Here is a 23,431-nt window from a genome sequence, read left to right on the forward strand (position 1 = left end):
CGGGTCGCCCGGCGATCCCCCAGTAGACTTTTGAAAGAACCGTGAGAGGAGCCGATATGGTGTCGCTGCCGGGTCGGCGGTTCGCGCGAGGGACGCTCCTCTTCGTCCTCGGAAGTTCGCTCGTCCTCACCGCGAGTTTCGTCGGGGCGCTGGGGCTGGTCTCCGGCGACCTGTCGAACACCCAGTCCCGGCTCCCGATCTACGTCCTCGGGATGGCGACCGTCTTCGTCGCCCTGATGTTCGGCCTCGTCAAGCACGACGCCGACGGCCTGACGGCCATGCTCGGCTCCGTCGGCGTCTCGCTGATCGCGTTCGTCCTCATCGGCCTCTCCGGGGAGGGGCTGACCTACGCCGTCCTGTATCCCGGTCGCGTGTTCGGTTCGCACCTCCTCGCCTACTTCCTCGCCGCCGGGCTGATCGGGACCGGCCTCGGCTACTGGGTGATCGCGTACTGGCGGGAGTTCACCGCGCGCGCGACGCCCGCGGAGTAGTCGCCCGAATTCGTTATCGCCGGGAATCATCGACGCGTCGACGAGCCCGACCCGCGTCGAAGCTCGCTGTCACGTGCGCTCACATATATACAGACGCCGACACGACCCCCCCACTCTGGCTCGCCGAAACGGTCACGATCGTGAACTGTTTTCGAACCCTCACTTTCGACTACACACCGTCGTCACGTCCCCGGATTCCGGGGCCGAAACGCTCGACTGGAAACGGACCTTTCGGGCGGCCGACGGCACTAATTACGGAGATTGCGAGACGGCGGGTCGCTTCAATTAACGCGCCGTCGTCCGATCGGTCGATCGGCGGCGACGGCACTCTGTGGCACCTGTGTCAGATATCTTGTACTGACAGTAAACGTTTTCACCCTCCCAGTCGACGCATCGAGCAGTGAACGTGTAATCGCGGCATCGTATTATAATCATGACCAAAAGTCGGTTTCGATCGCGTCGGCGACGCGGTGTGAGACTCACCGTCGAAAATCGGCCGCTCTCGAAGGGCCGGGGAGAGTCCGTCCTCGTCGGCGCGCCCTCGCTCTTGCACATCGGCCAGCGGCCGGGCGACCCGATCGAGATCCAGGGCGCCGAGATCACGTACGCGCGGGCGCGACACTCGGATCCCGACGACTGGCACGACGGCTGCATCTACATGGACGAGGTGTTCCAGCGCAACGCCGGCGTCGAACCCGGCGAGTCGGTCACGATCGAGCCCGCGCGCGTCGAACCGGCGACGACGGTCACCCTCCGCTATCACGCCGGCGCCGCCGAGCCGCGAGCCGACGGCGCGGTGCCCCAGATCCGGAGCACGCTCCGCGACCGCGCCATCTTCGCCGGCGACGTGATCCCCCTCTTCTCGATCAGTCGCTCGGACCCGCCCTGCGTCGAGATCGCCGACGTCCACCCCGACGCCGCCGGCCTCATCCGTCCGGAGACGACGCTCGACTTCGAGTGGGTCGGCTGAAACGCGAAAGCGCCGTCGCCGTCGTCTCCGCGAGGTACTCGCGGATCTCCCCCCGTCGCCACCCCTCCGGCGAGAGCACGCTCTCGGTCGCGCGCACGAGCAACTCCCCGTAGAAGGCGGGATCGTACGTTTCAGGCGACTCCGAAGCGAGCGCGACCCGGTCCCGATCGGACTTCTCGTCGTCGACGACCACGTAGGCGACGTGCTGTCCGGGGTGGAGGTCCCGACCGCGGTCGCCCGCCCGCTCCAGCGCCGCGACGGTCTTCGTGTACTGGTCGTAGGCGTCGACGGCCTTCGAGGTCCGCTTGTCGATCACGAGCCGGTCGGGATCGACCGCGCCGGCCCGCAGGGCTTCGAGTTCGCTCGCCAGCCGGTCGCAGACGGGTTCGGGCGATCGGTGGCGGTCGAACGTCTCGATCAGGTCCTGCTGGACGGCGGCCACGTATTCGGGGGTACTCCGCTGGCGGCACTCGATGCCCCTGTACTTGTAGTCGCCGCCGTCCGCTTCCCGCCCGAAGTACTTCGTCAGCGCGCCGGCGTCGCTGTCCCGGCAGGGGACGAACGCGATCCAGTCGTAGGCCGCCTCGTACTCGAGGCGGATCCCCGCGTCGTCGGTGATCTCGGCCGCGACCTCGGGCAGCGGGCGCTGGGAACAGTCCTCGCGGGCGGTGACCCAGATGCTGTCGACGATGCCGTGGACGACGCGCCAGCCGGCGGCCTCCAGCGTCTCTTTCGCGTCCAGCAGGATCTCGCGGGCGTAGGCGTTGATCGCCTCGTGGCACTCGATCCGGCCGAACTTGGCGTTCGAGAAGCCCTGGTAGCCGAAACAGGAGACCAGGATCCACTTGATCGCGGCCGAACGGCCCTCCAGATTCTCGACGCGCTCGGGGTCGGTCGCGGCGTCGATCGCCCGCTTGATATCGTCGCGGTCGTCGATCAGCGGTTGCAGGACGTCGACGAGATAGCCCGCCTCGTCGCAGACGCTGTACCCCAGTCCGGGGACGTCCTCGCGGTCGGCGTGACACGCACAGCGGATCTTGTCCGGCGAGACGTTGTACTCGCAGATGACGTTCGGGTAGAGCGAACTGAAGTCGAGTTCGTGGACGCCGTCGTGGACGCCCACGTCCGGCGAGAAGGTGAACCCGCCGCGGTCTGCCGTCTGCAACTGCCGGGCGCTCTTGAACTGCTCGTGGCGCCAGGACTTCCAGGGCACCAGCACGCCTCGATCCATCGCCTCGCGGATCTGCATCGCGGTCAGGACGTTCCCGATCGACGCCCAGGCCAGTTCCTGCAGCGGCTTCCACGACCGCCGGACGAGGTCGAGACAGCCCTCCAGGTTCGTCTCGCCGTAGAAGAACGTGTTCGACCGGTCGACGATGGCCCGCCCCGGGAGGCCATACCGCGCCGGGGAGTGCCCGACCTGGCCGTAGCTCTCGTAGGTCGATTCGCCTGCGAGTCGCTCCCAGCCGGGTTCGCGACCCAGGTCGACGTCGAGGCCGTGCTCGGCGGCCAGTTCGTACACCGTCGGAACGATCTCGGCCGAACTCAGCACGAGCACGTCCGGATCGACCGCCCGCACGCGCGCGTCGACGGTCTCGATCACGTCCGGGACCGATCCCTCGCAGGGCTCGCCGTCGATTCGAACGCCGGGGAGGTCGTCGTTGTCCAGCGCGGTCCGATCGGCGTCGATGGCAAGCGTCGTGAGGACCTCCTCGGGCGCGGGGCTGGTCCCCGTCTCCAGACAGTAGCGGAACTGCGGCGAGAAGTCGACGTTATAGAGCCGGTACTCGCCGGGCTCGCCCCACCGCCGGAGCCGCGTCGCGGCCTGCCGCACGTCGTCGATCCGCTCGACGTCGATCCGGACGACCCGTTCGGGGTCGCGTCTGAAGCCAGTCCTGTGCCGCTCGACGGCCGTCTCGGCGACGTAGGGCAGCCCCGCGACCCTCGCCGCCAGGTCGTCGACGTCGCCCGGCGCCGACGCGTACAGCGTGGGGCGGTAGCCGGCGTCGAGCTCGGACTCGGCCCCGTCGTCGGTCACCGACCAGCGCCGGACGCCCTCGTCGAGGAAGTCGACCGTGAACATCTCACTCCCCGTCCCGGGTGGATTCGGGGGGCTCGCCCCGGGCTTCGAGTTCCTCGACCCGTCGGGAGAGCGCGTCGACGCGCTTCGAGAGGTCCTCGACCTGGGCTTCGAGTTCCCGCCGTCGCCGCTCCTGGCCGAGCGCGACGGAGAACAGGATCGAGGGCAGCGGCCTGTCGCGATTCAGGTAGCCCGCGGCGTCGGCGTGTTCGCGCGCGTACTCGAACAGGGCGTCGAAGTGCTCCTGGTCGCGGCGGCGGAGGGCCCGCCGGTAGTCCCCCCAGCGCTCCTCGATCCCGTCCAGTTGCCGCCGGAAGGTGGGATTGGTCCGGCCCATCGGTCACCCCTCCAGGGTCGCCGGCGTGATCGGGTCCGGGTCGCCCACGCTGTAGCGCTCGTACAGCGGTTGCCGGGCGCGCAGGATCTCGGCCCAGTAGGTCAGCGTCGTCTGGACGAGCCCGTCGCCGAGGGGGTAGGCCAGCGTCTCGCGGTCGGCCGTCTCGAACCGCAGCCCCTGCGCTGTCTCCCGGCAGGTGATCGTCCCGTCGGCGGCCGTCTCGAAGGGCGCCGACAGGTCGTCGCGCTTCCAGCGGGAGACCAGCACCGGGACGTCGAGTTCCCGGGCGAGCGTCCGGAGCCGCGCGAGGACCCGATACAGCAGGTCCTCGGCGGTCCCCGATCTGACGTCGTCGGCCCGGTACAGCGCGTCGACCGCGGGGCAGACGATGAGCGACACGTCCTCGGGGGCCGGGACCCGGCGCGCGTCGGCGTCGGGGCCGTCCCGCACCGCCTCGAAGCACCGCTCGACGATGGCAGCGTGCTGGTAGGCGGTGAACCCCCGGGCGACGCGGATGCGGTCGAGCACCCGCGGGTCCGGGGCGAGCGTCGAGAGCGTGTCCGTCCGCGCGTGGTCGAGCGCGTCGATCCAGACGGCGGTCCCCGTCGACGAGCCCAGAAGCAGCGCGTCGAGCGCCAGCGACTGGATCGCCTCGACCGGCGGCGCGTCCGTCGCCGACTGGAGCAACTGGAGGCCCGGTTCAACCGCCGGCAGTTCCGGCAGTCGTTCGCGTTCGTGCATACCCACTGCTCGGGACGAGACACGGGTAAGCGCTGCAGGGGGATTTCCGGATTTCCGGGAACGGCGCGTCGAGGCCGACCGGGCGGCTCACATGGAGGGTTCGTAGCCCTCCTCCCGGAGCGCGGACGCGACGATCAGCCGGAGTTCGGGTGCCACTTCGGCCTTCGGGACGACCTCCCCGGTCTGGGTCCAGTAGAAGCGGAAGGTGGAGACGTCGTAGGTCCCGTCGTCGAGTTCGGTCGTGACCTCGACCTGCACCTGGTCTTCGAACTGGGTCACCGTCTTGCTGACCACCATGTCCCGGCTCCGGAGCTCGACCGTGCCACCGCCGGCACCGCCCCCGACGCCGTCCGGTCCGGGTCGCCGCGTGGTCATCGCGACACCTCCGCGGAGGCAGGGGTCGTCGGCGACGCCGTCAGTGACTGCGGCTGCATGCTACCGACTACCAAACACCGAATACTATGTATTTCTAATAGTTGTTGACAGCTTACGGGTCGAATTACTGATACGGCGCGATGGGATTAACGTGTTCGAGCGCGTCCGACGGGTATCAGAGTTCGGTCCATTCGATTTCGTCTGCTCCAGCGAGCGCGTCCACGCGCACGGTCGCTTCGTCTTCGACGTAGAGATACTCGTGGTGTCGCCCCGCGTCGGTCGACGGTTCCTCCCACTCGATGAGGCGGACATCGTCGACTGTGATGGTATTCGAGTCGCGATCTTCCGGGGGCGACAAGAGGGCGAACAGGTTCAGGAACGACGATCCGTCGGGCGGGACGAGCCGGTAGCGGAACTGCTGCCAGTCTCCGTCCGTCGTCTCTAGCTCGACCGTGACTCCGTCGAACGACGATCCACCTGCGCTGGAGTACCACGGCACGAGGAGCTCCACACTCGAACCCGTCTCCGACCGATACCAGCCCGTCAGTGTATACGACTGGCCTTCGATGGGGATTCGGCTGACGGGCGACAGAATACTCTGACGGCTGTTCTCCCGATAACTCGTCAACCGGAGACCGCCGGTTTCACGCCCGACGGTTGGCCCGGTGGCCGTGGGACCGCGGCGGAACCGCCACAGCGGCGCGGTGTACTGGGCACCGTCCACGAGTATCTCCTCGAACGACCCGGTGTACAATCGGTCGCGGCCGACCGCGACCGTTCCCGAGGCGTCGGCGATCTCGATCGTGCCGCCGGCGTCGCGCTCGTACACTGTCTCCGGACCGCCGAGCCGTCGCTCGGTCGTCGTCGTCCCAGGCGTCGACGTAACGACACCGGCGCGACCGGCGGTCCCGAATCTGAGTTGCCCCGTCGACAACGCCGCGGCGTCGCGGGCGATCTTGTTTCGAACGGCGCCAGCGGTGCCCTTTGGCACGTATCCATCGAGGAGCACTGGCTCGGCGAGGACTCGCTGTAGCCCATCGCTGTCGACGTGAGCGACCAGCACGTACGACCGGAGGGTCTCCCAGAGGACCTGATCGAAGACCAGATTCCCGAGCGACCAGGCGATCAGTGAGCCGTCCCGTATCTCGAGACCGCCGGTGACGTGTGGATGATGGTTGACGACCAGGTCCGCGCCCGCCCCGACTGCCACGCCGGTAAGTTGACGGACGGAGTCCGTTGGCTCACGCTGGTATTCCTGGCCGCCGTGGATTTGCACGACGACGACGTCCGCCCTGCTGGCCGCTCGGGTGACCTCGGCGCGGAGTTTCTCCGCCGTCGCTTCCGCGACGCCAGCGTCCCCGGGAACCGTAAGGCTCCGCCCGTTTTGTGTGAGGGTGTACGAGTCCGCCTGGGACCTGTCTGCGGACCAGTCCCGGTCGTACTGGTCTCCAACGACCGTGGTACAAGAGACGTATGCGACGCTCGGACCCCTGGTCTCGAATACCGCCGGCTGCCACGCTTCGTCGCTCGACATCCCGGCACCCGAGCGAGCGATTCCCGCACGATCGAGTTCCGCGCGTGTTTCCTCGAGCCCCGGTGTCAACGCATCGAACACGTGATTGTTCCCGAGGGCGGCGTAGTCGACCCCCGAATCGGCGAGCACTCCGGCAGCGACCGGATGGCTCGTGAACTGGAACGTCTTGCCTGGAAACGTCCAGTCCGTGGTCGTCAGAGGCGTCTCCAGGTTTATCGACATGATGTCGGTGTGCTCCAACAGCGGTCGGATCGGTCGGAGGACGTCTCGATGTGTTTTCTGCCGTGACCCCGGGTCGATACGCGCTCGTTCCGAGAGCCCGTCACCGCCGGTGTCGTAGAACCGACGCCCGAACATCACGTCGCCACCGAAGCCGAGACTCACCGTCGTTCCCGTGTCTGGCGTGAGACGGACGACGGGCTCGTCACCGGCGGTCACGGCCCGTACCCGAGACAGGTACTCGGGGTGGCTGGCCCGGACCCACACCGACTGCTCGACCGTGACCTCGAACCGACCCGCCTCGTCGGTTCGGGCCTCGGTATCGACACCGCCCGATGGCCCGATGACTTCGACGGTGGCATCGGGAACCGGGCTCCCCTGCAGGTCGGTGACTGCGCCGCTGATTGGGGCACCGCCGCTCCCGGAGTTCGGAACGCCGCACCCGGCCAGGCCGACCAGCGCGCTGGCACCCGTTGCCCGCAACAACTGCCGACGCGAGACGCCGAACTCCACCTACGTTTCCCCCCGTGCCGATTCCGTCGGTGTCGTCGCTGCGTCTTCGACGGCGAGGGAGCCTCGACGCCGATTCTTCCATTTGAGGGGTGCGGTGTTCATTCGTCCAGCTCGACCCCCGTACCGTCCGCGGCGGGCCCCTCGTCGGACGACCCACCGATGTTGACGACGTCGGCGTTGGCAGCCAGCGGTCGGATCCGCTCGACCATCCGCTCGGCAGCGGCCCGGGTGTCGTACGCGCGCGTCCCGTCCGCGACGATCCGGCCGTTCGAGCTGCGCGCTCGCCAGCGGTAGCCACCGGATTTGTCCTCGTACACCTCGATGTCGACCGCGGTCGATTGCGCGCTGAACCGACCGACCGCACTGACCGCGCCCCCGCGCCGGACGTAGCCTTCACCGCTATCAGCGCGGATCGTTTCGTCCTCGTCACGCAACCGCCACCGGTACTCGCCGGCCCGGTCTTCGTACACCTCGTATCGACCGCGCGCGGTGCTGCTCGGGCCCGGATGGATCAGCCTGCCCCGCGTGTCCGAGTCCGTGCTCGCAGATTCGAAATCGACCTCGACACCACCTTCGAGGGCTTGCTCGTCGAGATCGGCGACGGCGTGCGATCCACCCGTTCGTTCGGCGAGAAGGCGTTCCATTTCCCGCATGAACGGGGCGACGGTGTTCCCCATGAACAGTATCGGGCGACCGTCGGCGAGCAGTTCGTCCAGAACTGCCGCCGGATCGGCAGCCGGTGAGTGTGACTCACAGGGCACGTCGAGTGCGTCGACGAAGGCACGGCGGTGATCGCCGCCGACGTGGACGCGATCGATACAGTCCCGTTCGGCGAGGATGTTCATGTACTCCGCGAACGACGCGGATCGCCCACGGCGGTCAGACCGGAGATAGACGAACGGCAGGACGTGCTCGCCGCCCTGGACGAGCGCACGGCGGATCGCTTCCGTGCTTTCGATATCGTTGGCCTTGGCGGCGTTGAAGACCCGCTGTCCGCTGACGATCGACCACGACGGCTGGGCGCGCTCGAGGTACCCGGCGATTCGATCGGCGGGCAGGGGCGGTTCGTCGAGGCGCTCCAGGACCGCCTCGAGTGCGTACACGGTCTCGGCGCTGACGAGACCCCGATGGCGTTCCGGAACGTCGACCTGTGAGATCGTCCCGTTTCGCTTTTCGATCTCTTCGCGGAGGTACTCGTGGATGACCGGGTGTTGTTCGCCGCTGACCACGTGTGTGCCCGCGGGGATGGAGCGGCCGAAGGCGCGAGCGATTCGCTGGCGGTCCGCACCGAGCGTCTCGGTGTGATCCCGACGGACGTTGCAGAGAACGACGATATCGGGATCGAGGAATCGTTCGTTGACCATTCGCATCGTGTATTCGGTGATGGCCTGATTCTCGACGATAGCGACGTCAGGTGCCGGGCTCTCGTAGGTCGTCGGCCCCAGCCGCTGGAAGAACTCGACGTTCTCGTAGAGGGTGACACGTGGACTGTGGCGCTCGATCGGCACCACCGCGCCGTTCCTGATGAGTGTCGGTCGATCGCCGGTGATCTTCGTGAGCGTATCGTAGCCGCGTCGGTTGAACACGTCATCGAGCCGTTTCGCCGTCGATGACTTCCCCCGAATGCCGGAGACAGCGATCTGTATGTCCGCTTCCTTCAGCACCTTTCGGTGGCGCTTGCCACGTCCGACGATCGACTCGAGGGCTCGGAGCGGCCGCCCGACACGCCCGACCTCGAATCGGTCGGTGACTAGCTGCTCTTCGGGCGGATGCGTGAGCCGGACCTGCGCTCTTGGCGCGACGTCCCGAAACCGATTGATGTCGTCTGTCGCTTCCTCCGTCGTCGCTCGTTGGTTCGAACCGATGGCGAGCGTCCGTCCCGCCCCTCGCTCACCGACGACGAGCCGCCAGATCCACGTCCCGTCCTGTTCGACGGTCTCGAATCCGGCCACCCCCTCGTACAACTCACTCGATAGCACGGTCCAGAGCCGATCGATCGCGGCGAGGGTCTCGTTGACGGACGAATAGGTCTCGAGACTGTGTGCGAGCGTCTCCCGATCGTCTCGGAGCAGCCATTGCCAGTCGGAGCCCGTCGGTGAAACCTCGAACTGCAGTCGGTCGTCGGCATCCGGTACCGGATCGCTGTTCATGCACCGTCACCTCCACTGAGGATGGACGCAGCGTGGACCGACTCGTCGTCGGGGAGTGTCGGCGTGAGCCAGTACGCCACCGCGAACGAAATCGCCGTGATGACACCCATCACGGCGACCGCCGTGGGAGTGAGCGACTGGATCGGTGCGTTCGGTTGTGGCCGGCCGACCAGCAGGGCCAGTCCCAGCAGCGGGACGAAGATAGCGACCGAGAGGGCCGCGAACGTTCGCCGATGGCCGCTCGCCGTTACGTGGAAGTTGTACGCGCTGAGCCCGCCCAGGATGCCGGCGAATAGAGCCGAGAGGCCGCGAACGACCGGAAGTTCCACCGAGAGGGGGATCACCAGCACCACCGCGATCGCGGTCCCGATGCCCACTAACACCCGGCCGTACAGGAGCGTGGTCCGGTTGATCGCTTCGATGAGCACGTAGCTAACGGCGAAGACGAGCGCGAACACGACGGGCAACCAGATACTGGCGAGCGTAAAGACGGCGAGCAGCGCGATCGAAACGATCCCGACGCGAAGGCCGAACCGAGCCCTCACCGATTCGGCGAAGACCATCCCGATGAGCAGCACGACCGCACCGAGTCGCTGTTTGATGAGTGACGGTTCGGGTGGCGTTGAAACCGCCGCCCCCTTGAAGGCCGCCACGTCCGCGGTCTGAGAGAACAGCACCGGTGGTGCCATTCCGCCGAGGCGGGCAGCGTTTGCGGGAGTGATGAGCAAATAGCCGAGCACCAGGAGTGCTCCGAGAAGCCCCGTGGCGACGAACAGGTCTGTACGACGGCGCTCTGGTTTGAGCTGGTGGTAATTGAACGCCGCCAGTCCCGGTATGATACTCCCGATGAAGAGGATCGACTGGAACGCCTGATCGGCGACAGCCGTCAGTGTGTACAACATGCCGAGGGGGACGAGCGATCCGACGACGATTGCTGCCAGGAGTTCCTGGCGCCCGTAGATGAGCGTTCGATCTTTGAGGACCTGTAACCCCACATACGCGACGGCGAAACTCAAAACGAAGATCGGGAGCATCACCACGTTTTTCAGGGTATAGACGGCGATGACGCTCACCGTGATGGCCCCCCCGAGCCGGTATCCGTACCACTGCGTGAGCGTTGCGACAGACAGGAGGCCGAGAACGATTAACAATCCAGCAACGAGCATACTACGAAAGATGTGCAACTGGCAATAAAAAGTCTCGTATATGAGGCCTCCTATTTATTCCATTGCTTTAATAACAATGAACATATACTTTCGGCGGAGCGCGGCGGCTGCGTGGTTACACTCTCCGGCGTCCCGGAACCGCTCCAGATCAGTTGCCTGCATACCACGAACGCTCGTCTCGAGAGCGGTCTGCAGCGGTCCCCGCTCGTCGATCCGAGCGAACCCACAGATTGCAGGCCCGCGAAACCCACGGTAGACTCACTTCCACAGACGCCAGTTCCGTATATCAGCATACGGTTTATGTTTCGAGGTTCGGCAGTATCGTGCCCTAGACACCCGGATTCCGTCGAATTCGGTAATTTCGTAGATAGTCGTGATTACTCCGATAATCACGAGCAGATTGAAGTGGGAGCGCGCCGTCGGGTGAGCACGAATGCTGGATCGAGTCGTTGCGGCCGCTTCCCCCGGGGTTTGCGCGCCGAGAGCTGCCGCGCCGGAGCGCGGAGGGGAGACGGATGGCTGAGCGCGCGCGGTCGACGCCGCTGGCCCAGACCTTCGAGCGCTACCTCCAGGACAAGGGGAAGGGACGGGGCGGCGACGGCGGGAACTACCGCCGGAACGCGGCCCGTGAACTGGCGCGATTCGCCGAGTGGGCCGCCGGTGACCGGGGCGGAGACGACTGGTCCGGGATCGAGGCCGCCGACCAACCGACGTTCGCTGACCTCGACGAGCGAGTCTTCCGGGCGTACGCCCGCCACCTCGCCGGCGACCGCGGCCTCAAGGAGAACACGGTGCAGACGTACTACGCTTACGTCTCGGCGTGGTGTGGGTGGTGCGTCAACGAGGGCTATCTGGCGGCCCACTACGCCCAGCGGGCGAGCGCGACGGCGCCGCTACCCGAGGACGACGGGCGCAAGCCCGGCGATCAGCAGGCCTGGACCACCGAGCAGCGCCACGCGATCACCCGGCACGTCGACGACCGCGCCCGGGAAGCCATCGAGGCGTTCACGACGCTTCCGGCGGACGGCGACCCCCGAGAGAAGCAGCGAGCGCGGTACAACGCGCTGAAAGCCGCGCGCGATCGTGCCCTGGTCGTCGTCCTCGCCTACACCGCCGTCCGGGTCGGCGAACTGCTGCGGGACCCGGACGATCCCCGCCGGCGGGGCGTCCGGTGGGGCGAGCTCGACCTCGACGACGGGAGCATGGACGTCTACCGGAAGAAACAGCGGTGGGACGCCGCCAGCCTCCCAGACCCGGTGATCGGGCCGCTCCGGAGCTATCGCCGACTGCTGGACCCGCCGTCAGACAGATGGCCGGTGTTCCCAACCTTCGACCGACGGACGCTCGCAGACCGTTTGCAGACGGCGTTCGCGGACCGCGGACTGACGTCCGACGAGATCGAAAATCGGCGCGAGGGAGCCGTTCGCGACCTTCTGCTGGCGATCGAGGCGGACGTCCGGCCACCCTCGCTGACCACGGACGGGGCGCGATCCGTCCTGCAACGCCTCACGGCGGCCGCCGACGTCGACGTGGCGCACCCGAAGCACGACTACCTCGCCCCGCACGGCGGCCGGCGCGGGATGGGCGAGGTCCTCGTCCGCGCGTTCGGGTACACCGTCGCCGCCCGGTATCTGGACAACTCCGAGGAGATGGTCCGGGAGCGCTACTCCCACATCGAGGCCGGCGAGTTGGGCGACGTCGCCACCGAGGCGCTCGAGGAGATCGACTGACGGCCCGCGGTCCCAGGCCCCGATCGGCGCGCCGATATTCTAGCTGAGCCAACCAGCTGAGCCAGCTGGCTAAGTTAGCTGAGTTAGCTAGTCAACCCACCGGTCAGATCGACGCAGCCAGCCAACTGGGCCACCGAGCCCGCTCAGCCGGCCGAGCCCACTGACCCAGTCACCTGGCTGCCCCAGCGGTCCGAGCCATCTGGCTCGAACAGCTAACCCAGCCATCTGGCGAGCCCATCTGGACTGCCCAACTTGCTCACCCAGCTAACTAGGCCAGCTAGCTGAGCCAGTTGGCTTAGCCAGCTAAGTTAGCCAGCGAAGTAAGCCAGCTAAGTCTGCCAGCCAGACCAGTTAACTGAGTCAGCTGGATAGGTCGTCTGACTTACCTTTAAGTAGCTCCCCGCGTGAATCGACGTATATGCTCTCTTACACGGTCTATAGCGAAGCGGGGGGCGTCGGAAAGACGACGCTCGCGGCGAACCTCGCGAAAGCCGAAGCACGAGCGGGCCGGGACGTCCTCGTCATCGACTTCGACACCCAGGAGGCGTCGCTGTCCTACCTGCTCGACGTGGACGAAAACCGCAGTAACAAGGAGGCTGACAGCCTGCTGCGGCACATGATCGACCGGCCACGAGGCCCGTTCGAGGATCTCGTGGAGACGAGCGAAGGGATCGACGTCGTCCCGGCGCACAACATCCTCGAGTACGCCTCGAAACACCTCCAGCGTCGGGCGGAAGAGGCCGCCGACTTCGGGGAATCGTTCAACCCGAACAAACAGCTGCTTCGGGTCCTCAAGGACGCCGGCGTCGCCGAGAAATACGACACGCTCATCATCGATCCGCCGGCCAGCCCCGACATCAAGCTGCACAACGCGATTCACGCCACGCGACACCTGGTGATCCCCTTCGAGCCCAGCGGGAAGGGGTACGAGTCGGTCCAGGGACTCGACGACATCGTCGCCGGACTCGAGAACAACCTGGACATCGAGGTCGGCGTCCTGGCGATCGTGCCCAACCGATTCGAGGGGCTCAACACCCAGAAGGAGTTCCTGGCGGAGATCGAAGCCGAGGGCTGGGAGGTGCCAGTGACCTTCCGCAAGCGGTCCTCGCTGCTCGAAGGGTGCTGGAACGAGCAATGTACCGCATATCGCTATATCGAGGAATTCCGCGATCGCGACCGGGAGCACGAACTGGAGACGCTGGAGAAGTTCGACGAGCTCGCGGCCTACATCCGCCGACAGGCGGAGGTGCCGGCATGAAGCAGGGCTCGACCGACGATCCGTTCGCGGACGACGCGGAGACGAATCGGGATACGGAGACGAAACCGGCAGACGAGGAGGGGGCGGCGCGGTCGGAGGCGGAGGAAACGGATCGATCTGAGGCGGCAGCGGCGGAGACGGCAGCGGATTCGGCGTCGTCGCGAGAAGCGACGGCTACAGAGGCGAGCACCGACGAATCGACCGATTCCGGCGTTGACAGCGGCTCCGTCGGCAAGTCCGCCGGGCGGTCGCTCCCGTACATCTACAAGCGCGACGCGGTCAAGGAGGGGCGGTCCCAGCGGCCGGTCTACCTCCGCGAGTACAACGAGGAGCGGATCGTCCAACTGGTCGACGACGTCGAGGAACTCCTGGCGACGGAGGTCACCAAGACCGACGTGCTCGAGGCCGCCATGGAGACGGCCATCGAGAACCCGGAGCTCGTCGTCGAGACGCTCAAGACGGAGCGGTACGGCTACGACTGGGAGTGACCGGGCGCGAGCGCCCGGCCGACGGTCACCGCCCGGTCACTCGAGTTCGACCGTCGGCGGGTCGCCGTTCCAGCCGTAGGAGAAGACGACGAAGAGCACGGTCAACAGTCCGATCCCCGCGAGTCCGAGTCCGAACAGTTTGGTGAGCGTCCTGAGCACACGCGTCACCTCGGGTGAGGCGAATAAGTACTTTCAGGTCCAGGCTGCCGGGTGTCCCGGACCTCGATCGCACCGTCGGCCCGGACCGTCACCGCGTACGTCCAGATGCCGAAGGAGAGCGACGCGCCAGCCGCGGCCCGTCCCCGGCCCGAGGGCGCGAACAGGTCGTCCAAGGCCGCGGGGTCGACGCGGTCGAACAGCGCCCGCTCGGCGACCGTGACGTCGACGTCCGCAACGTCGGCGAGCGCGTGCGTGAGCGTGGTCCGCAACCGCACACCTCGCCCGTGCTCGTGCCTGACGTGGTACACGTTCTGGGTGCGTTGCCCGACCGGCCGGCCCGCGTTCGTCGGCTGCCGTCTCATCGTCTGTTAGTTGCACGATATACGACGTTCGCTGATAACGATTCGGGTTCGATTCGGAGTCGGGAGTCTCGCGGGGCTGTAGCGGCCTGCGTGACGGGAAGGGAGCCCAGTCGTGATACCGGGTTACAGAGAGGTCTGAAGAGCTACCGGGTATCCGAAAGGAAGCGGAAGCGCGTCACGGTCGTCGCTGCGGTCGGGTCGGTCACGGCACGGTCGATCGGGTGGGTCCTACATCTTCGGCGGCAGTTCGTCCGAGGTTTCGGGCGCGCGCTCGTCGATCGTCCTCGGTCCCAGTCGGTCGAGTTCCGCTTCGAGCGCTTCGATCCGGCGGTCGATGCGGTCCTCGACGCGCTGTAGTTGCCCGGCCAGGCGTTCCAGTCCGTCGACGGTCGCTCGCTGGCGGTCTCCGGACGAACAGCACCACCGGAGGTGGCGATCGAGTCGATCGTACGAGAGCGTCGTGTAACACTCGGGACAGCGTGGCATATACTACTACGAAATATCCCACCTGCGACCTTCATCGTTGGCCCGAATCCTTTAGGATCGGAGCGCGAGGATGGCGGGAAACCGCCTCCCGGCCTCGGGTTTTATCTGCCGCTTCGTGGTACCCCTATGCGGTCGGTCACCGCCGCTTCGAGACCGACGACAACCATGAGCTATCAGGGAGACGACCCGAACAGACGACGGCAGCGACAGCAAACCGGAACGCCGCGCCAGCAGCCTCAGTCGAGCGGACAGCAGTTGCCGCAGTCGGGCGGACAGCAGCCGCCGCAGTCGGGCGGCTCACAGCAACCGCCCGCCGGACAGCCGTCGGCACAGCAACAGCCCACCCAGCAGCCCCCAGCCCAGGGGTACCAGCAGGGACGACAGGGACAGCAACCGACCGGATACCAGCAACAGCAAGGCACACAACCCCAGCCGAGAACCGGCCAGTTCGGTGCCCAGGGAGCGGGTGCCGGCCACCCGCAGATGCCCGGGCAGGGCGGGCCGCAGCCGCCACAGGCCAGGGGCCGGCGTGCACGGCTGAGTCCGGCGACTGTCGAGGAGGTCGTCAGCACCGACGTCGTCACCGCCCAGCGCGACACGCCCGTCTCCACGGTCGCGGCGTCGATGGAGAAACACGACGTGGGGTGCGTCGTGGTCGTCGAGGACGACGGCGAGACGCCGGTCGGCGTCATCACCGACCGCAAGATCGCGCTCGCGATCGAGTCGACCCCGGACATCGGGAAGCGGCCTGCGGAGGAACTCGTCTCCGGTGACCTGCTCGTCGGCACGATGGAGATGACGGTGTTCGAGGCGCTCGACAAACTGTCGGAAGCCAGCGTGCGCCGGCTCCCGGTCGTCGACGAGGGTGGCTCGCTCGCCGGGATCGTCACGCTCGACGACCTGATCGTCGTCTTCGGCCGTGGCCTCGGCGACGTCGCCGAGATCATCGCGACCCAGACGATGCAGTAGCCCCGACGCGTCGGGGCTGCGATCACGGGTGCCCCCTCGAGCGTTCCTCGCCAGCCCCGCCCATACCCCGCCCGCTCGGCGGCCGGTCGTGGCCAATCGGTTGCTGGATAGTTGCGAACTGGGTAGAACTGCCTGCGTTTCGAACTCGGATCGTTGCCGTTCTTTACAGCTGTACGTTCGTAATCCATCCGGCCCGGAGCGCCCGGTCCAGGGTTGCGTTCGCGGCTTGCGAGTGCAGGCAGCAACCATTCGAGGGCACCGACGTTTGCTCTGACGATGGCGACAGAGATCACGGCCGAAGACGAAGGGAAAGCAGTCGTTCGCGGGAACGAGACAGTCGGGCGCGTCGTCGACGTGAGCCAGGGAACGGCCTACGTCGACCCCAACCCGGACCTCACGGAGACCATCAGGTCGAAGCTGGGGTGGGGCGACCGGAACGAGGCAGACGGATACCCGCTCCAGGAGGCGAGCATCGAGTCGGTGACGGACGACGAGGTCCGCCTCCGGGCAGGGAACTGAACCCGGGCGCCGACGTCCCCGCCAGCTGGCGACGACTCACTCCTCCCAGACGAGTTCGAGAGACAGTGACGCCGTACAGCCCGGATCCTCCAGTTGCTGGTCCTCGGCGGTCTCCGTCCTGTCGGCGTCGAGATGGCCCGGACAGTGACCGGTCTCGACGATCTGGTGGAGCGAGACCGTCGAGCCACACGACGGGCAGTCGACGACGTACCCCTCGTCGGTCTCGTGGAGGGCGTCGGGGCCGAGTTCCATCCTCGCTGCGTTCGCACCGCCGTCGGTCGCCGAGTCGTCGGACATGAACGGGTCAGGTGTCGGGACGAACGCGGGTAAACCTGTCCCAGCGGGGGGGCGTTCCGGCGGGATCGAAGCAGCCGGTTACGCTTTCTAGGTCGGGGTTACGCACGGGTATCACCGAGTGGTCGTCGCGTCGTGATTTTCGCGGTCCGCAGGGGTCGTCGACCCCGACCGGGGGTCGTAAGGGGAGAAAAACTTTTGGTAACGCTACTGTAACGGGTCTACGAGATAGATGAGTAATCGCAACGTGTCTCATTCCAATCACGCGGTCGCGTCGCGACCAGTCGGTCACAGGCAGGATCCGTACGTCGTCCACCACGAATTCGGCGGTCCGGCGGAGTTGACGACGACGCTGGCCCACGCGGTCGCCGACGTCACCGGGGTCGACGTGACCGAGACGGGCTTCACCCTCAACGACTACGTCGATCCGGACGCGCTCGACCGCCTGTTCGCCCCGAAACCGGACGGATCGCCCCGGACGAACGGCCATCTCAGTTTCTCGGTCTGGAACTGCCAGGTCACCGTCTACAGCACCGGGCAGATCGTCGTGAGCCAGCCCCAACCCCAGCCTCAGGGCGGGCATGCCGGCCCGCAGTAGGCCCCGTCGGCACGCTGATGGCCGCCCGCGTGAGCGATCGTGAACTGGCGGCCGACGGCCCCGTCGATCGCCCGACAGAATCCGCTTACCCGACCCCGGAACTGGAAATCCAGGGCTATCGAGTGAACGATAGCGGCTGTTTATACCGACGCCAGCGGACGACACTGACGCACCGTTCGGTTCGGAAACGGCGAGCGACGGTCGCCCGCGCGGATCCGACGGTCGATAGACGCTTTCGAGACCTCACGTTACCAATGAGTCAGCAACAACAGACCCAGCAAGGGCCCGGGGAGTCGAGCGCAGAATCAACACAGCAAACGCTCATGGAGAACGGTCGCAAGGCCGTCCGGCAGTTCGTCGAACTGCCGCTCCAGCAGACACTGGAGTTCCAGCGCAGCGCCGCGCAACTGTTCGTGAACGGCCTGGAGGCACAGAGCTGGGCCCAGCAACGCGGGATCGAACTGACGAAAGACAGCATGGGCAGTTACCTCCAGACGCTGGACAACGTCGTCGAGAACGCGGAGCAGATGGCCGAGACGGAGATGGCCGCGGCCAGCCAGCAGGGCGAGGCGATGCAGCAAGGGATGGGCGAAGCGATGCAACAGGGGATGTCCCAGCTGGGCGGCGAACAGCAGATGGGCGGCGACCAGGGGATGGGTGGCCAGCCGATGCAGCAGCCCCAGGGGATGGGGCAGGAAGCCGGCGGGATCGGGGGCCAACAGCAACCGCCCGGCTCCCAGCAGCAGCCGCCCGGAGGCCAGCAGCAGCCACCGGAGATGCAACAGCATGGCCCACAACAGCAGCCCCCGGGGATGGGCCAGCAGCCACCACAGCCCCAGGGATCGCAACAGCAGCCGCCGGGGATCCAACAGCAGCCACAGCCCCCACAGCAGCCACCGACCGACATCCAGACCCCGCCGCAATCGGCCGGTCAGCAGCCGCCGAAACAGCCGCCCCAGCAGCCAGAACCCACCGAGACGCCGGAGTCCGGGGCGGAGCCGAAGCCGACCGAGACCCCGCCGGAAGAGCGCTCCAAGGAGGAGCCGGTCCCCGAATCGAAGTAACGACGCCGGATCAGACCGCTCTTTTTTCGGGCGCGTGACTGCTCGTCCGTAGAATCCGTTTCCCGGTACCGGCGCGTGCCGATCGCCGACCGCTCCGTCAGTCCTCGGTCCAGTACATCAGGTCCGTCTTCGAGACCGCGCAGTTCGGGCACTCACCGGGGAGCCCCCCGTCGATCTCGCCCATCTCCCCGCAGTTGGTACAGCGCCACATCAACTCGGCCTCGCCGAACGCGTGGCCCGAGCGGGCGTGCTCGATGCTCAACGACTCGACGCCCTCCCGGACCGTCAGGTAGACGCCGCCCTCCTCGACACCGCGGATCGTTCCGGCCGAGACGCCGTCTTCCGTGTACAGCGTCTGGCCGAACGAGAGCTCGACCTCGTTCATCTCCGTCGATTCGGGGGTTTCACCTCGGCCGCTCATACCCCCGGCTTCGATCCGGAGTGGGAAAAAGAGTCTGTCGGGTCCGTTGCCACCTCCGCCCCGGCGACGCTACTGGCCGGTGATCGGGGGCCTCTCGTTGCCGGTCTTCGACGATGCGATCGGCTGCGTCTGGAGGTGGGCCTCGAGGAACCACAGGTACTGGCTCACGTCACGGGAGAGTTCGTTGAGGAGGTCCGCGGTGTCGACGTCCCCGGCGTCGGTGGCCGTCTCGATGTCGCCGCTGAGGTTGGCGTCGTGGACGGCCAGCCGCTCGGCGAGCGCCTCCACGAACTGCGGGCCGGTCACGACCCCCTGCGGGAACGGTGGGACGGTGCAGCGGTCGGCCGCCATCCGCGTGGTCCCGAGCGCCTCGCCGCCCAGCGCCGTGATCCGTTCCGCCAGCGCGTCGACGTGCTCGTCGAACGTCTCCGCGATCTCCTCGAACAGCTCGTGGAGCCCGACGAAGGACATCCCCTTGACGTTCCAGTGTGCGTACCTCGCGTGACTGGCGAGGACCGTCGCGTCGGCGAGCGCCCGGGTGAGCGTCTCTATGCTCTGGCGTCGGATCGGCTCGGACAGGTAGTTCCCCGTCGGGAACATCTGGCCGTCGTACTGGTCGACGCCCGTCCCGGGTTGCGTCTGCCCGGCGGCCTGTTGCGTCGATCGGCCGGCCTCCGGACCGGCTGCGTGTTGCGTCTGGCGTCCGGTCTCCGAACCGGTGGGCTGCTCGACCGCGTTGCTGTACTGTTGGGACTGTCCGATCGCGTGGCGTTGGCTCATGGTCGTCGCACCCGGTGGTCCCTCAACGACCGGGGCAAAGAAACTTCCTGGGGGTTCGGCCTGCGGTGCGAATCGGCGCTAGCACCGCTAGAACGACTCGTCCTCGTAGCCGATCTGGGTGTCGTTGGACTCGCGGTCGCTGTAGAACTTCCGTCCGATGGCCTCGTCGCCGACCATGTTGAGGACGCTCTGTTTGACCTCGTCGGCGGACTCGTAGCTCTGCTCGTCCTGCGTGTCGAGCACCGACGCCAGCGACACCGTCCCGCCGGCGTGTTCGATCTCGCCGTCCCCGTGGGCCGCGAGCAGTTCCTCGTTCGTCAGCGGGTACGACTCGTCCTCCAGCGCCGGCTCCAGGTCGCCGAAGTCGAGTCCCATCTCTCGCTCTGTGGTCACTGGCGTCACCGGGACCCCGTACCACGCGGACGGGCAAAAGCGGCCGGGTCCGTGAACCCCCGGCTCGGGGAAGCCGTCGGCGTCACGTCGACTCGTCGCCGCCCTTTCCCGTGCGTCGATCCGACTCTTCGTCCATCTCCTCTCTGCGCATGTCCGACTGCTCCTCCCTGCCCTCGTCGGTCCCGTCGAACTGGTCCTCGTCGCGCTGCTCGATGCCCTCCTCGTCGGCCCCCTCGTCGTCGGTCCCGGCTTCCCTGCCCTCCGCAGAGCGTTCCTCGTCGCCCTCGTCTGTGATCACGACCTCGGTGCCGGTGACCTGGACGACGCGTTCGCGGTCGACGCGGTAGGCGTCCTCGTCGTGGCCCTCCCAGTCGAGCGTCGCCTTGACCCGGTCGACGAGCGACGGGTCCGGAAACACGTAGAGCCCGTCGTCGCGGACCGCGGTCACCATCCCGATCGATTCCCCGGCGTCGTCGACGACCGTCTTCCCCTCGTCGGTCTCCCTGAGCGTCGGTCGGTCTGCATCCATGGTACCGGCCAACAGCGTACGACGGCGGCGACCATAACTCCGCGGGTGGTGAGCGGGTACCGGGACCTGCCCGGCCTTCGAGGCGCCGACGCGGTCGTCTTCGCGGGGGCGCGTCGGCTTGAGTGGCTTGGGCCTGCAGGCTGGGCGTTGATCCGGGTCGCTGGTGTACCTGACGGTGGTGAAAGCCATGCGCCCACAGGCTCAGACTCTCCTACAGCTCGACGTACCGAACCTGGTCGAGGGGACGATAACCGACGTGATCGCGTTCGTGCCCCGGCTGGTCGGAGCGCTCGTGATCCTCCTGATCGGCTGGGTGATCGGCATCGTTCTGGGGAAGCTCGTCAGTCGGGTGACAGACAAGGTGGAACTGGACGAACTGGTCCTCGACACACCGCTCGGCGGAATGATGGGCGGGACGGAGCGAGCCGTCTCCACGACGTTCGGGGCCATCACGAAGTGGTTCGTGGTCGCCCTGGCCGTGCTGGCGGCCGCGGACGTCCTCGCGATCACGCTGCTCTCCGAGTGGATCCAGACCGCCGTGTCCTACCTCCCGGCCTTCATCGGCGGGCTGGTCGTGATCGTCGCCGGGTTCGTGGTGGCCGACTTCATCGGCGACGCCATCACCAGCACGCGGGCGTCGACGGAGACGTCGTACACCTCCTGGTTCGCCGCGGGTACCCGGATGTTCCTGTACTTCACGGCGATCGTGATCGGGCTGGACACGATGGGAATCGACGTGAGCATCCTGTTCGTGTTCGCGCGGGCGCTCGCGTACGGCCTCGCCGCAGCGCTCGCCATCGGCCTCGGCGTCGCCTTCGGCTGGGGCGGCCACCGCTACGTCGCCAACAACATCGACCGCTGGATGGGGCAGGCCTCCTCCAACACGCCGAAGCCCTCCGGGTCGCCAGAGGCCGACGGCGGTCGCCGGGAATCACCCGAGGAGCGACCGGAGGACTGAGGCGCGCAGGCGAATCCGCGGTCCCCGCACGGTGATAGGTCCCCTCGCGCCCGGACGGTCCGGGTGTCGTCGAGCCGTTTCGCCGAGCTTTCCTACGTGTCAGATCGCGTGAGGGATCGGTACCGCCGCGTTACTCGAAATAGCCACTGTATAGTAAAAACCGAACTCGCCCTGGACTGCATCCATGGGAACGATCGTGGAGGCTCAGGTCCCGGCGGCGGAGTTCGCACTCGGGGACACCGTTTCGACGGTTCCGGCGGCCTCCTTCGAGACGGTCCGGACGGTCACCTCGGGCATGGATCAGCCGTTGCCCTTCCTGTGGGCCGCGGCACCGGAGTTCGACCGGCTCGACGACGCGATGCGCGACGACGACAGCACGGCCGAGGTGACGCGACTGGTCCGCGACGGGAAACACGCCCTCTACGCCGTGCGCTGGCAGGCCCGGGTCCGGGGGCTGGTCCAGCTCATCGCCGACGAGGACGGGACCCTCCTCGACGCGCGGCTGCACGACGACACCTGGAAGCTCCGCGTCCTGTTCCCGGAGAAAGCGGCGATGTCGTCCTTTTACGACTGCTGCCGGGGCTACGGCGTCGACATCGACGTCAACCGCGTGAACGGCCTCGAGAGCGTCGTCCGCCACGGCGGGACGCGGCTCTCTGCCGAGCAGTACGAGGCGCTCTCGGAGGCGCTCGACGCAGACTACTACGGCGTCCCCCGCGGCTCGACGCTGGTCGAACTCTCCGACCGACTCGACGTCTCCCACCAGGCCGTCTCGGAGCGACTCCGACGGGCCCATCAGGCGCTGATCGAGTCGTCGCTGCACGACGGCCTCACGCCGGACGAACCGCACCCCTGACTAGCCCCTCGATCGGCCCTCGACCCGGGGTGCCCGGTAGGCGGGCCCGGGGTTCGGCGGCGGCTGGCGACCGGCGAGGACGACGTTCGTGACCCCGCCGATCAGGAAGACGAGCGCCGCGAAGTAGAGCCAGGTGACCAGGAGGAGGACGCCGCCGAGGACGCCGTACAGCTCCGCCGTCGAGGAGATGGAGATGTACACCTGAAAGAGTAACTGCAGCAGGATCCAGCCCACGACCGAGACGATCACGCCCGGCACCGCCTCCAGCGGCTCGATATCCACGTCGGGGAAGACGTAGTAGACCGGGTAGAACGCGGCCGACAGCGCCGCGACGAGAAACAGGACGTTCAGGACGCCGAGGAAGGGAATATCCGGTACCATGGCGAAGACGACGCCCGCGAACAGCATCGCGAGCATCGCCCCGCCCATCGCCGCCATCACGACCAGCGCGTCGGTGACCTGATCGCGAAGCGGGCCGTGCCCGCCCGTCCCGTAGAGCTGTGCGAACGCCGTGTCCAGCCGGCGAAACAGCGTCAACGCCCCCCAGGCCAGCGCCGCCACGCCGAGCACGGAGAGACCGAACCGACCGCTCGCGCGCGTCAGCGAGTCGAAGAGGACGCTCTGGCCGGCCGGCGAGAGATAGCGCCGGGTCATCGTCATCACGATCGCCACGAGCTGGTCTCCGCCGAGCCAGGAGAGCACGAGGACCACGAGCAACAGGAGCGGCAACAGGGAGACGAAGGCCGAATACGCCAGGCTCCCGGCCATGAAGGACACGTCGCGCTCGCGGAACTCCGCGGCGATCTCGCGGACGACGGCCGTCACGTCGCCGACGCGACCGGGGAGGGCGAAGCTCATCGCTGCCCCGATCGCCGGCCTGACTGCCGGTCCATGTCACTTACATCCAGGGGCGGCGGGAACTTATGGGCCGCGGATATCGAACCGTTGACAGCCTGCCGATCGGGTTGCCGACGATCCGGGCTCCCCCGCC

At 67.1% G+C, this 23,431-nt stretch carries 27 protein-coding genes; 11 read left to right on the forward strand and 16 right to left on the reverse strand.

All coding sequences use genetic code 11. The features are described from left to right. Positions 1 to 56 precede the first annotated feature (56 nt). The gene (locus U5918_RS18065) at positions 57 to 491 is read left to right on the forward strand and encodes a hypothetical protein (protein ID WP_336003394.1); all 435 of its coding nucleotides are present in this window, start codon (positions 57 to 59) and stop codon (positions 489 to 491) included. A 472-nt stretch (positions 492 to 963) separates the two neighbouring features. After that, a complete protein-coding gene (locus U5918_RS18070; RefSeq protein ID WP_336003396.1) occupies positions 964 to 1,461 on the forward strand; it encodes a hypothetical protein in 498 nt (165 codons plus the stop codon). Here U5918_RS18070 and U5918_RS18075 read toward each other — a convergent pair. The 7 genes from U5918_RS18075 to U5918_RS18105 all read right to left on the reverse strand — a co-directional run bounded on the left by U5918_RS18075 (position 1,418) and on the right by U5918_RS18105 (position 10,576). Next, positions 1,418 to 3,544: a type B DNA-directed DNA polymerase gene (locus U5918_RS18075; protein WP_336003397.1), complete on the reverse strand. Its 2,127-nt coding sequence runs from the start codon at positions 3,542 to 3,544 to the stop codon at positions 1,418 to 1,420. The two genes, U5918_RS18070 and U5918_RS18075, sit on opposite strands and share 44 nt — an antisense overlap. A gap of 1 nt (position 3,545) precedes the next feature. Then, on the reverse strand, positions 3,546 to 3,878 hold the full coding sequence (locus tag U5918_RS18080) for a DUF8156 family protein (protein WP_336003398.1): 333 nt from the start codon (positions 3,876 to 3,878) through the stop codon (positions 3,546 to 3,548). Between the two features lie 3 nt (positions 3,879 to 3,881). Further along, positions 3,882 to 4,619, reverse strand: coding sequence for a P-loop NTPase family protein (locus tag U5918_RS18085; RefSeq protein WP_336003400.1), 738 nt, complete (start codon positions 4,617 to 4,619; stop codon positions 3,882 to 3,884). Between the two features lie 87 nt (positions 4,620 to 4,706). Then, positions 4,707 to 4,994 (reverse strand): hypothetical protein, encoded by a 288-nt coding sequence (locus U5918_RS18090; RefSeq protein WP_336003401.1) that lies wholly within the window; start codon positions 4,992 to 4,994, stop codon positions 4,707 to 4,709. Between the two features lie 175 nt (positions 4,995 to 5,169). Further along, entirely contained in the window at positions 5,170 to 7,260 is a 2,091-nt protein-coding gene (locus tag U5918_RS18095) for a CapA family protein (RefSeq protein ID WP_336003402.1), read from the reverse strand. Positions 7,261 to 7,358: 98 nt separating this feature from the next. Continuing rightward, a complete protein-coding gene (locus U5918_RS18100; RefSeq protein ID WP_336003403.1) occupies positions 7,359 to 9,410 on the reverse strand; it encodes a YegP family protein in 2,052 nt (683 codons plus the stop codon). Then, complete coding sequence (locus U5918_RS18105) at positions 9,407 to 10,576, reverse strand: poly-gamma-glutamate biosynthesis protein PgsC/CapC (RefSeq protein WP_336003404.1); 1,170 nt, start codon at positions 10,574 to 10,576, stop codon at positions 9,407 to 9,409. Before U5918_RS18105 ends, U5918_RS18100 begins: the two co-directional genes overlap by 4 nt. A gap of 515 nt (positions 10,577 to 11,091) precedes the next feature. On the opposite strand from U5918_RS18105, the gene U5918_RS18110 reads away from it, so the two are divergent. The 3 genes from U5918_RS18110 to U5918_RS18120 all read left to right on the forward strand — a co-directional run bounded on the left by U5918_RS18110 (position 11,092) and on the right by U5918_RS18120 (position 14,052). Beyond that, a complete protein-coding gene (locus U5918_RS18110) occupies positions 11,092 to 12,306 on the forward strand; it encodes a tyrosine-type recombinase/integrase (RefSeq protein WP_336003406.1) in 1,215 nt (404 codons plus the stop codon). Between the two features lie 418 nt (positions 12,307 to 12,724). Beyond that, entirely contained in the window at positions 12,725 to 13,564 is an 840-nt protein-coding gene (locus U5918_RS18115) for a ParA family protein (protein ID WP_336003407.1), read from the forward strand. Continuing rightward, the gene (locus tag U5918_RS18120; RefSeq protein WP_336003409.1) at positions 13,561 to 14,052 is read left to right on the forward strand and encodes a DUF7970 domain-containing protein; all 492 of its coding nucleotides are present in this window, start codon (positions 13,561 to 13,563) and stop codon (positions 14,050 to 14,052) included. The genes U5918_RS18115 and U5918_RS18120 overlap by 4 nt, the downstream gene beginning before the upstream one ends. A 36-nt stretch (positions 14,053 to 14,088) precedes the next feature. Here U5918_RS18120 and U5918_RS18125 read toward each other — a convergent pair whose 3' ends face one another. From U5918_RS18125 to U5918_RS18135, 3 genes are all read right to left on the reverse strand, one after another. Then, entirely contained in the window at positions 14,089 to 14,211 is a 123-nt protein-coding gene (locus U5918_RS18125) for a hypothetical protein (RefSeq protein WP_336003411.1), read from the reverse strand. Between the two features lie 5 nt (positions 14,212 to 14,216). Further along, positions 14,217 to 14,486 (reverse strand): HalOD1 output domain-containing protein, encoded by a 270-nt coding sequence (locus U5918_RS18130; protein ID WP_336003413.1) that lies wholly within the window; start codon positions 14,484 to 14,486, stop codon positions 14,217 to 14,219. A 315-nt stretch (positions 14,487 to 14,801) separates the two neighbouring features. Next, positions 14,802 to 15,059 carry a hypothetical protein gene (locus U5918_RS18135; RefSeq protein ID WP_336003415.1) on the reverse strand — a complete coding sequence of 86 codons (258 nt, stop codon included), beginning with the start codon at positions 15,057 to 15,059 and terminating at the stop codon, positions 14,802 to 14,804. A 165-nt stretch (positions 15,060 to 15,224) separates the two neighbouring features. On the opposite strand from U5918_RS18135, the gene U5918_RS18140 reads away from it, so the two are divergent. Together U5918_RS18140 and U5918_RS18145 are read left to right on the forward strand one after the other, a co-directional pair. Continuing rightward, positions 15,225 to 16,028 carry a CBS domain-containing protein gene (locus U5918_RS18140; protein ID WP_336003416.1) on the forward strand — a complete coding sequence of 268 codons (804 nt, stop codon included), beginning with the start codon at positions 15,225 to 15,227 and terminating at the stop codon, positions 16,026 to 16,028. 276 nt (positions 16,029 to 16,304) lie between these two features. Continuing rightward, positions 16,305 to 16,547: a PRC-barrel domain containing protein gene (locus tag U5918_RS18145; protein ID WP_336003418.1), complete on the forward strand. Its 243-nt coding sequence runs from the start codon at positions 16,305 to 16,307 to the stop codon at positions 16,545 to 16,547. 36 nt (positions 16,548 to 16,583) lie between these two features. Here U5918_RS18145 and U5918_RS18150 read toward each other — a convergent pair whose 3' ends face one another. After that, the gene (locus tag U5918_RS18150) at positions 16,584 to 16,844 is read right to left on the reverse strand and encodes a hypothetical protein (protein ID WP_336003420.1); all 261 of its coding nucleotides are present in this window, start codon (positions 16,842 to 16,844) and stop codon (positions 16,584 to 16,586) included. A 229-nt stretch (positions 16,845 to 17,073) separates the two neighbouring features. Here U5918_RS18150 and U5918_RS18155 point away from each other — a divergent pair, with 229 nt between their 5' ends. Next, on the forward strand, positions 17,074 to 17,439 hold the full coding sequence (locus U5918_RS18155; RefSeq protein WP_336003423.1) for a HalOD1 output domain-containing protein: 366 nt from the start codon (positions 17,074 to 17,076) through the stop codon (positions 17,437 to 17,439). A gap of 254 nt (positions 17,440 to 17,693) precedes the next feature. Further along, the gene (locus U5918_RS18160) at positions 17,694 to 18,503 is read left to right on the forward strand and encodes a hypothetical protein (RefSeq protein ID WP_336003424.1); all 810 of its coding nucleotides are present in this window, start codon (positions 17,694 to 17,696) and stop codon (positions 18,501 to 18,503) included. Between the two features lie 97 nt (positions 18,504 to 18,600). On the opposite strand, the gene U5918_RS18165 is transcribed toward U5918_RS18160, so the two are convergent. The 4 genes from U5918_RS18165 to U5918_RS18180 form a co-directional block, all read right to left on the reverse strand. Then, the gene (locus U5918_RS18165; RefSeq protein ID WP_336003425.1) at positions 18,601 to 18,924 is read right to left on the reverse strand and encodes a TFIIB-type zinc ribbon-containing protein; all 324 of its coding nucleotides are present in this window, start codon (positions 18,922 to 18,924) and stop codon (positions 18,601 to 18,603) included. Between the two features lie 69 nt (positions 18,925 to 18,993). Beyond that, positions 18,994 to 19,704: a DNA starvation/stationary phase protection protein Dps gene (gene dps / locus U5918_RS18170; protein ID WP_336003427.1), complete on the reverse strand. Its 711-nt coding sequence runs from the start codon at positions 19,702 to 19,704 to the stop codon at positions 18,994 to 18,996. A gap of 87 nt (positions 19,705 to 19,791) precedes the next feature. Further along, on the reverse strand, positions 19,792 to 20,097 hold the full coding sequence (locus tag U5918_RS18175) for a DUF5789 family protein (protein WP_336003428.1): 306 nt from the start codon (positions 20,095 to 20,097) through the stop codon (positions 19,792 to 19,794). An 82-nt stretch (positions 20,098 to 20,179) separates the two neighbouring features. Further along, positions 20,180 to 20,626: a hypothetical protein gene (locus U5918_RS18180; protein ID WP_336003430.1), complete on the reverse strand. Its 447-nt coding sequence runs from the start codon at positions 20,624 to 20,626 to the stop codon at positions 20,180 to 20,182. Between the two features lie 187 nt (positions 20,627 to 20,813). Here U5918_RS18180 and U5918_RS18185 point away from each other — a divergent pair, with 187 nt between their 5' ends. After that, complete coding sequence (locus U5918_RS18185; RefSeq protein ID WP_336003432.1) at positions 20,814 to 21,584, forward strand: mechanosensitive ion channel family protein; 771 nt, start codon at positions 20,814 to 20,816, stop codon at positions 21,582 to 21,584. Positions 21,585 to 21,768: 184 nt separating this feature from the next. Then, positions 21,769 to 22,440, forward strand: coding sequence for a helix-turn-helix domain-containing protein (locus U5918_RS18190; protein ID WP_336003433.1), 672 nt, complete (start codon positions 21,769 to 21,771; stop codon positions 22,438 to 22,440). Here the strand turns inward: U5918_RS18190 and U5918_RS18195 are convergent, their stop codons facing one another. Beyond that, on the reverse strand, positions 22,441 to 23,298 hold the full coding sequence (locus U5918_RS18195) for a YihY/virulence factor BrkB family protein (protein WP_336003434.1): 858 nt from the start codon (positions 23,296 to 23,298) through the stop codon (positions 22,441 to 22,443). It abuts the gene before it with no gap. Positions 23,299 to 23,431: the final 133 nt, after the last annotated feature.

The sequence above is a fragment of the Halorientalis sp. LT38 genome, assembly GCF_037031225.1.
In the GTDB taxonomy this organism is placed as follows: Archaea; Halobacteriota; Halobacteria; order Halobacteriales; family Haloarculaceae; genus Halorientalis; species Halorientalis halophila.

Bases quoted from the DNA above. Each gene is read 5' to 3' on its own strand.
- U5918_RS18065 (WP_336003394.1), top strand. From the start codon at position 57: ATGGTGTCGCTGCCGGGTCGGCGGTTCGCGCGAGGGACGCTCCTCTTC.
- U5918_RS18075 (WP_336003397.1), bottom strand. From the start codon at position 3,544: ATGTTCACGGTCGACTTCCTCGACGAGGGCGTCCGGCGCTGGTCGGTG.
- U5918_RS18080 (WP_336003398.1), bottom strand. From the start codon at position 3,878: ATGGGCCGGACCAATCCCACCTTCCGGCGGCAACTGGACGGGATCGAG.
- U5918_RS18085 (WP_336003400.1), bottom strand. From the start codon at position 4,619: ATGCACGAACGCGAACGACTGCCGGAACTGCCGGCGGTTGAACCGGGC.
- U5918_RS18090 (WP_336003401.1), bottom strand. From the start codon at position 4,994: ATGACCACGCGGCGACCCGGACCGGACGGCGTCGGGGGCGGTGCCGGC.
- U5918_RS18100 (WP_336003403.1), bottom strand. From the start codon at position 9,410: ATGAACAGCGATCCGGTACCGGATGCCGACGACCGACTGCAGTTCGAG.
- U5918_RS18105 (WP_336003404.1), bottom strand. From the start codon at position 10,576: ATGCTCGTTGCTGGATTGTTAATCGTTCTCGGCCTCCTGTCTGTCGCA.
- U5918_RS18110 (WP_336003406.1), top strand. From the start codon at position 11,092: ATGGCTGAGCGCGCGCGGTCGACGCCGCTGGCCCAGACCTTCGAGCGC.
- U5918_RS18115 (WP_336003407.1), top strand. From the start codon at position 12,725: ATGCTCTCTTACACGGTCTATAGCGAAGCGGGGGGCGTCGGAAAGACG.
- U5918_RS18120 (WP_336003409.1), top strand. From the start codon at position 13,561: ATGAAGCAGGGCTCGACCGACGATCCGTTCGCGGACGACGCGGAGACG.
- U5918_RS18135 (WP_336003415.1), bottom strand. From the start codon at position 15,059: ATGCCACGCTGTCCCGAGTGTTACACGACGCTCTCGTACGATCGACTC.
- U5918_RS18140 (WP_336003416.1), top strand. From the start codon at position 15,225: ATGAGCTATCAGGGAGACGACCCGAACAGACGACGGCAGCGACAGCAA.
- U5918_RS18145 (WP_336003418.1), top strand. From the start codon at position 16,305: ATGGCGACAGAGATCACGGCCGAAGACGAAGGGAAAGCAGTCGTTCGC.
- U5918_RS18150 (WP_336003420.1), bottom strand. From the start codon at position 16,844: ATGTCCGACGACTCGGCGACCGACGGCGGTGCGAACGCAGCGAGGATG.
- U5918_RS18155 (WP_336003423.1), top strand. From the start codon at position 17,074: ATGAGTAATCGCAACGTGTCTCATTCCAATCACGCGGTCGCGTCGCGA.
- U5918_RS18160 (WP_336003424.1), top strand. From the start codon at position 17,694: ATGAGTCAGCAACAACAGACCCAGCAAGGGCCCGGGGAGTCGAGCGCA.
- U5918_RS18165 (WP_336003425.1), bottom strand. From the start codon at position 18,924: ATGAGCGGCCGAGGTGAAACCCCCGAATCGACGGAGATGAACGAGGTC.
- dps (WP_336003427.1), bottom strand. From the start codon at position 19,704: ATGAGCCAACGCCACGCGATCGGACAGTCCCAACAGTACAGCAACGCG.
- U5918_RS18180 (WP_336003430.1), bottom strand. From the start codon at position 20,626: ATGGATGCAGACCGACCGACGCTCAGGGAGACCGACGAGGGGAAGACG.
- U5918_RS18185 (WP_336003432.1), top strand. From the start codon at position 20,814: ATGCGCCCACAGGCTCAGACTCTCCTACAGCTCGACGTACCGAACCTG.
- U5918_RS18190 (WP_336003433.1), top strand. From the start codon at position 21,769: ATGGGAACGATCGTGGAGGCTCAGGTCCCGGCGGCGGAGTTCGCACTC.
- U5918_RS18195 (WP_336003434.1), bottom strand. From the start codon at position 23,298: ATGAGCTTCGCCCTCCCCGGTCGCGTCGGCGACGTGACGGCCGTCGTC.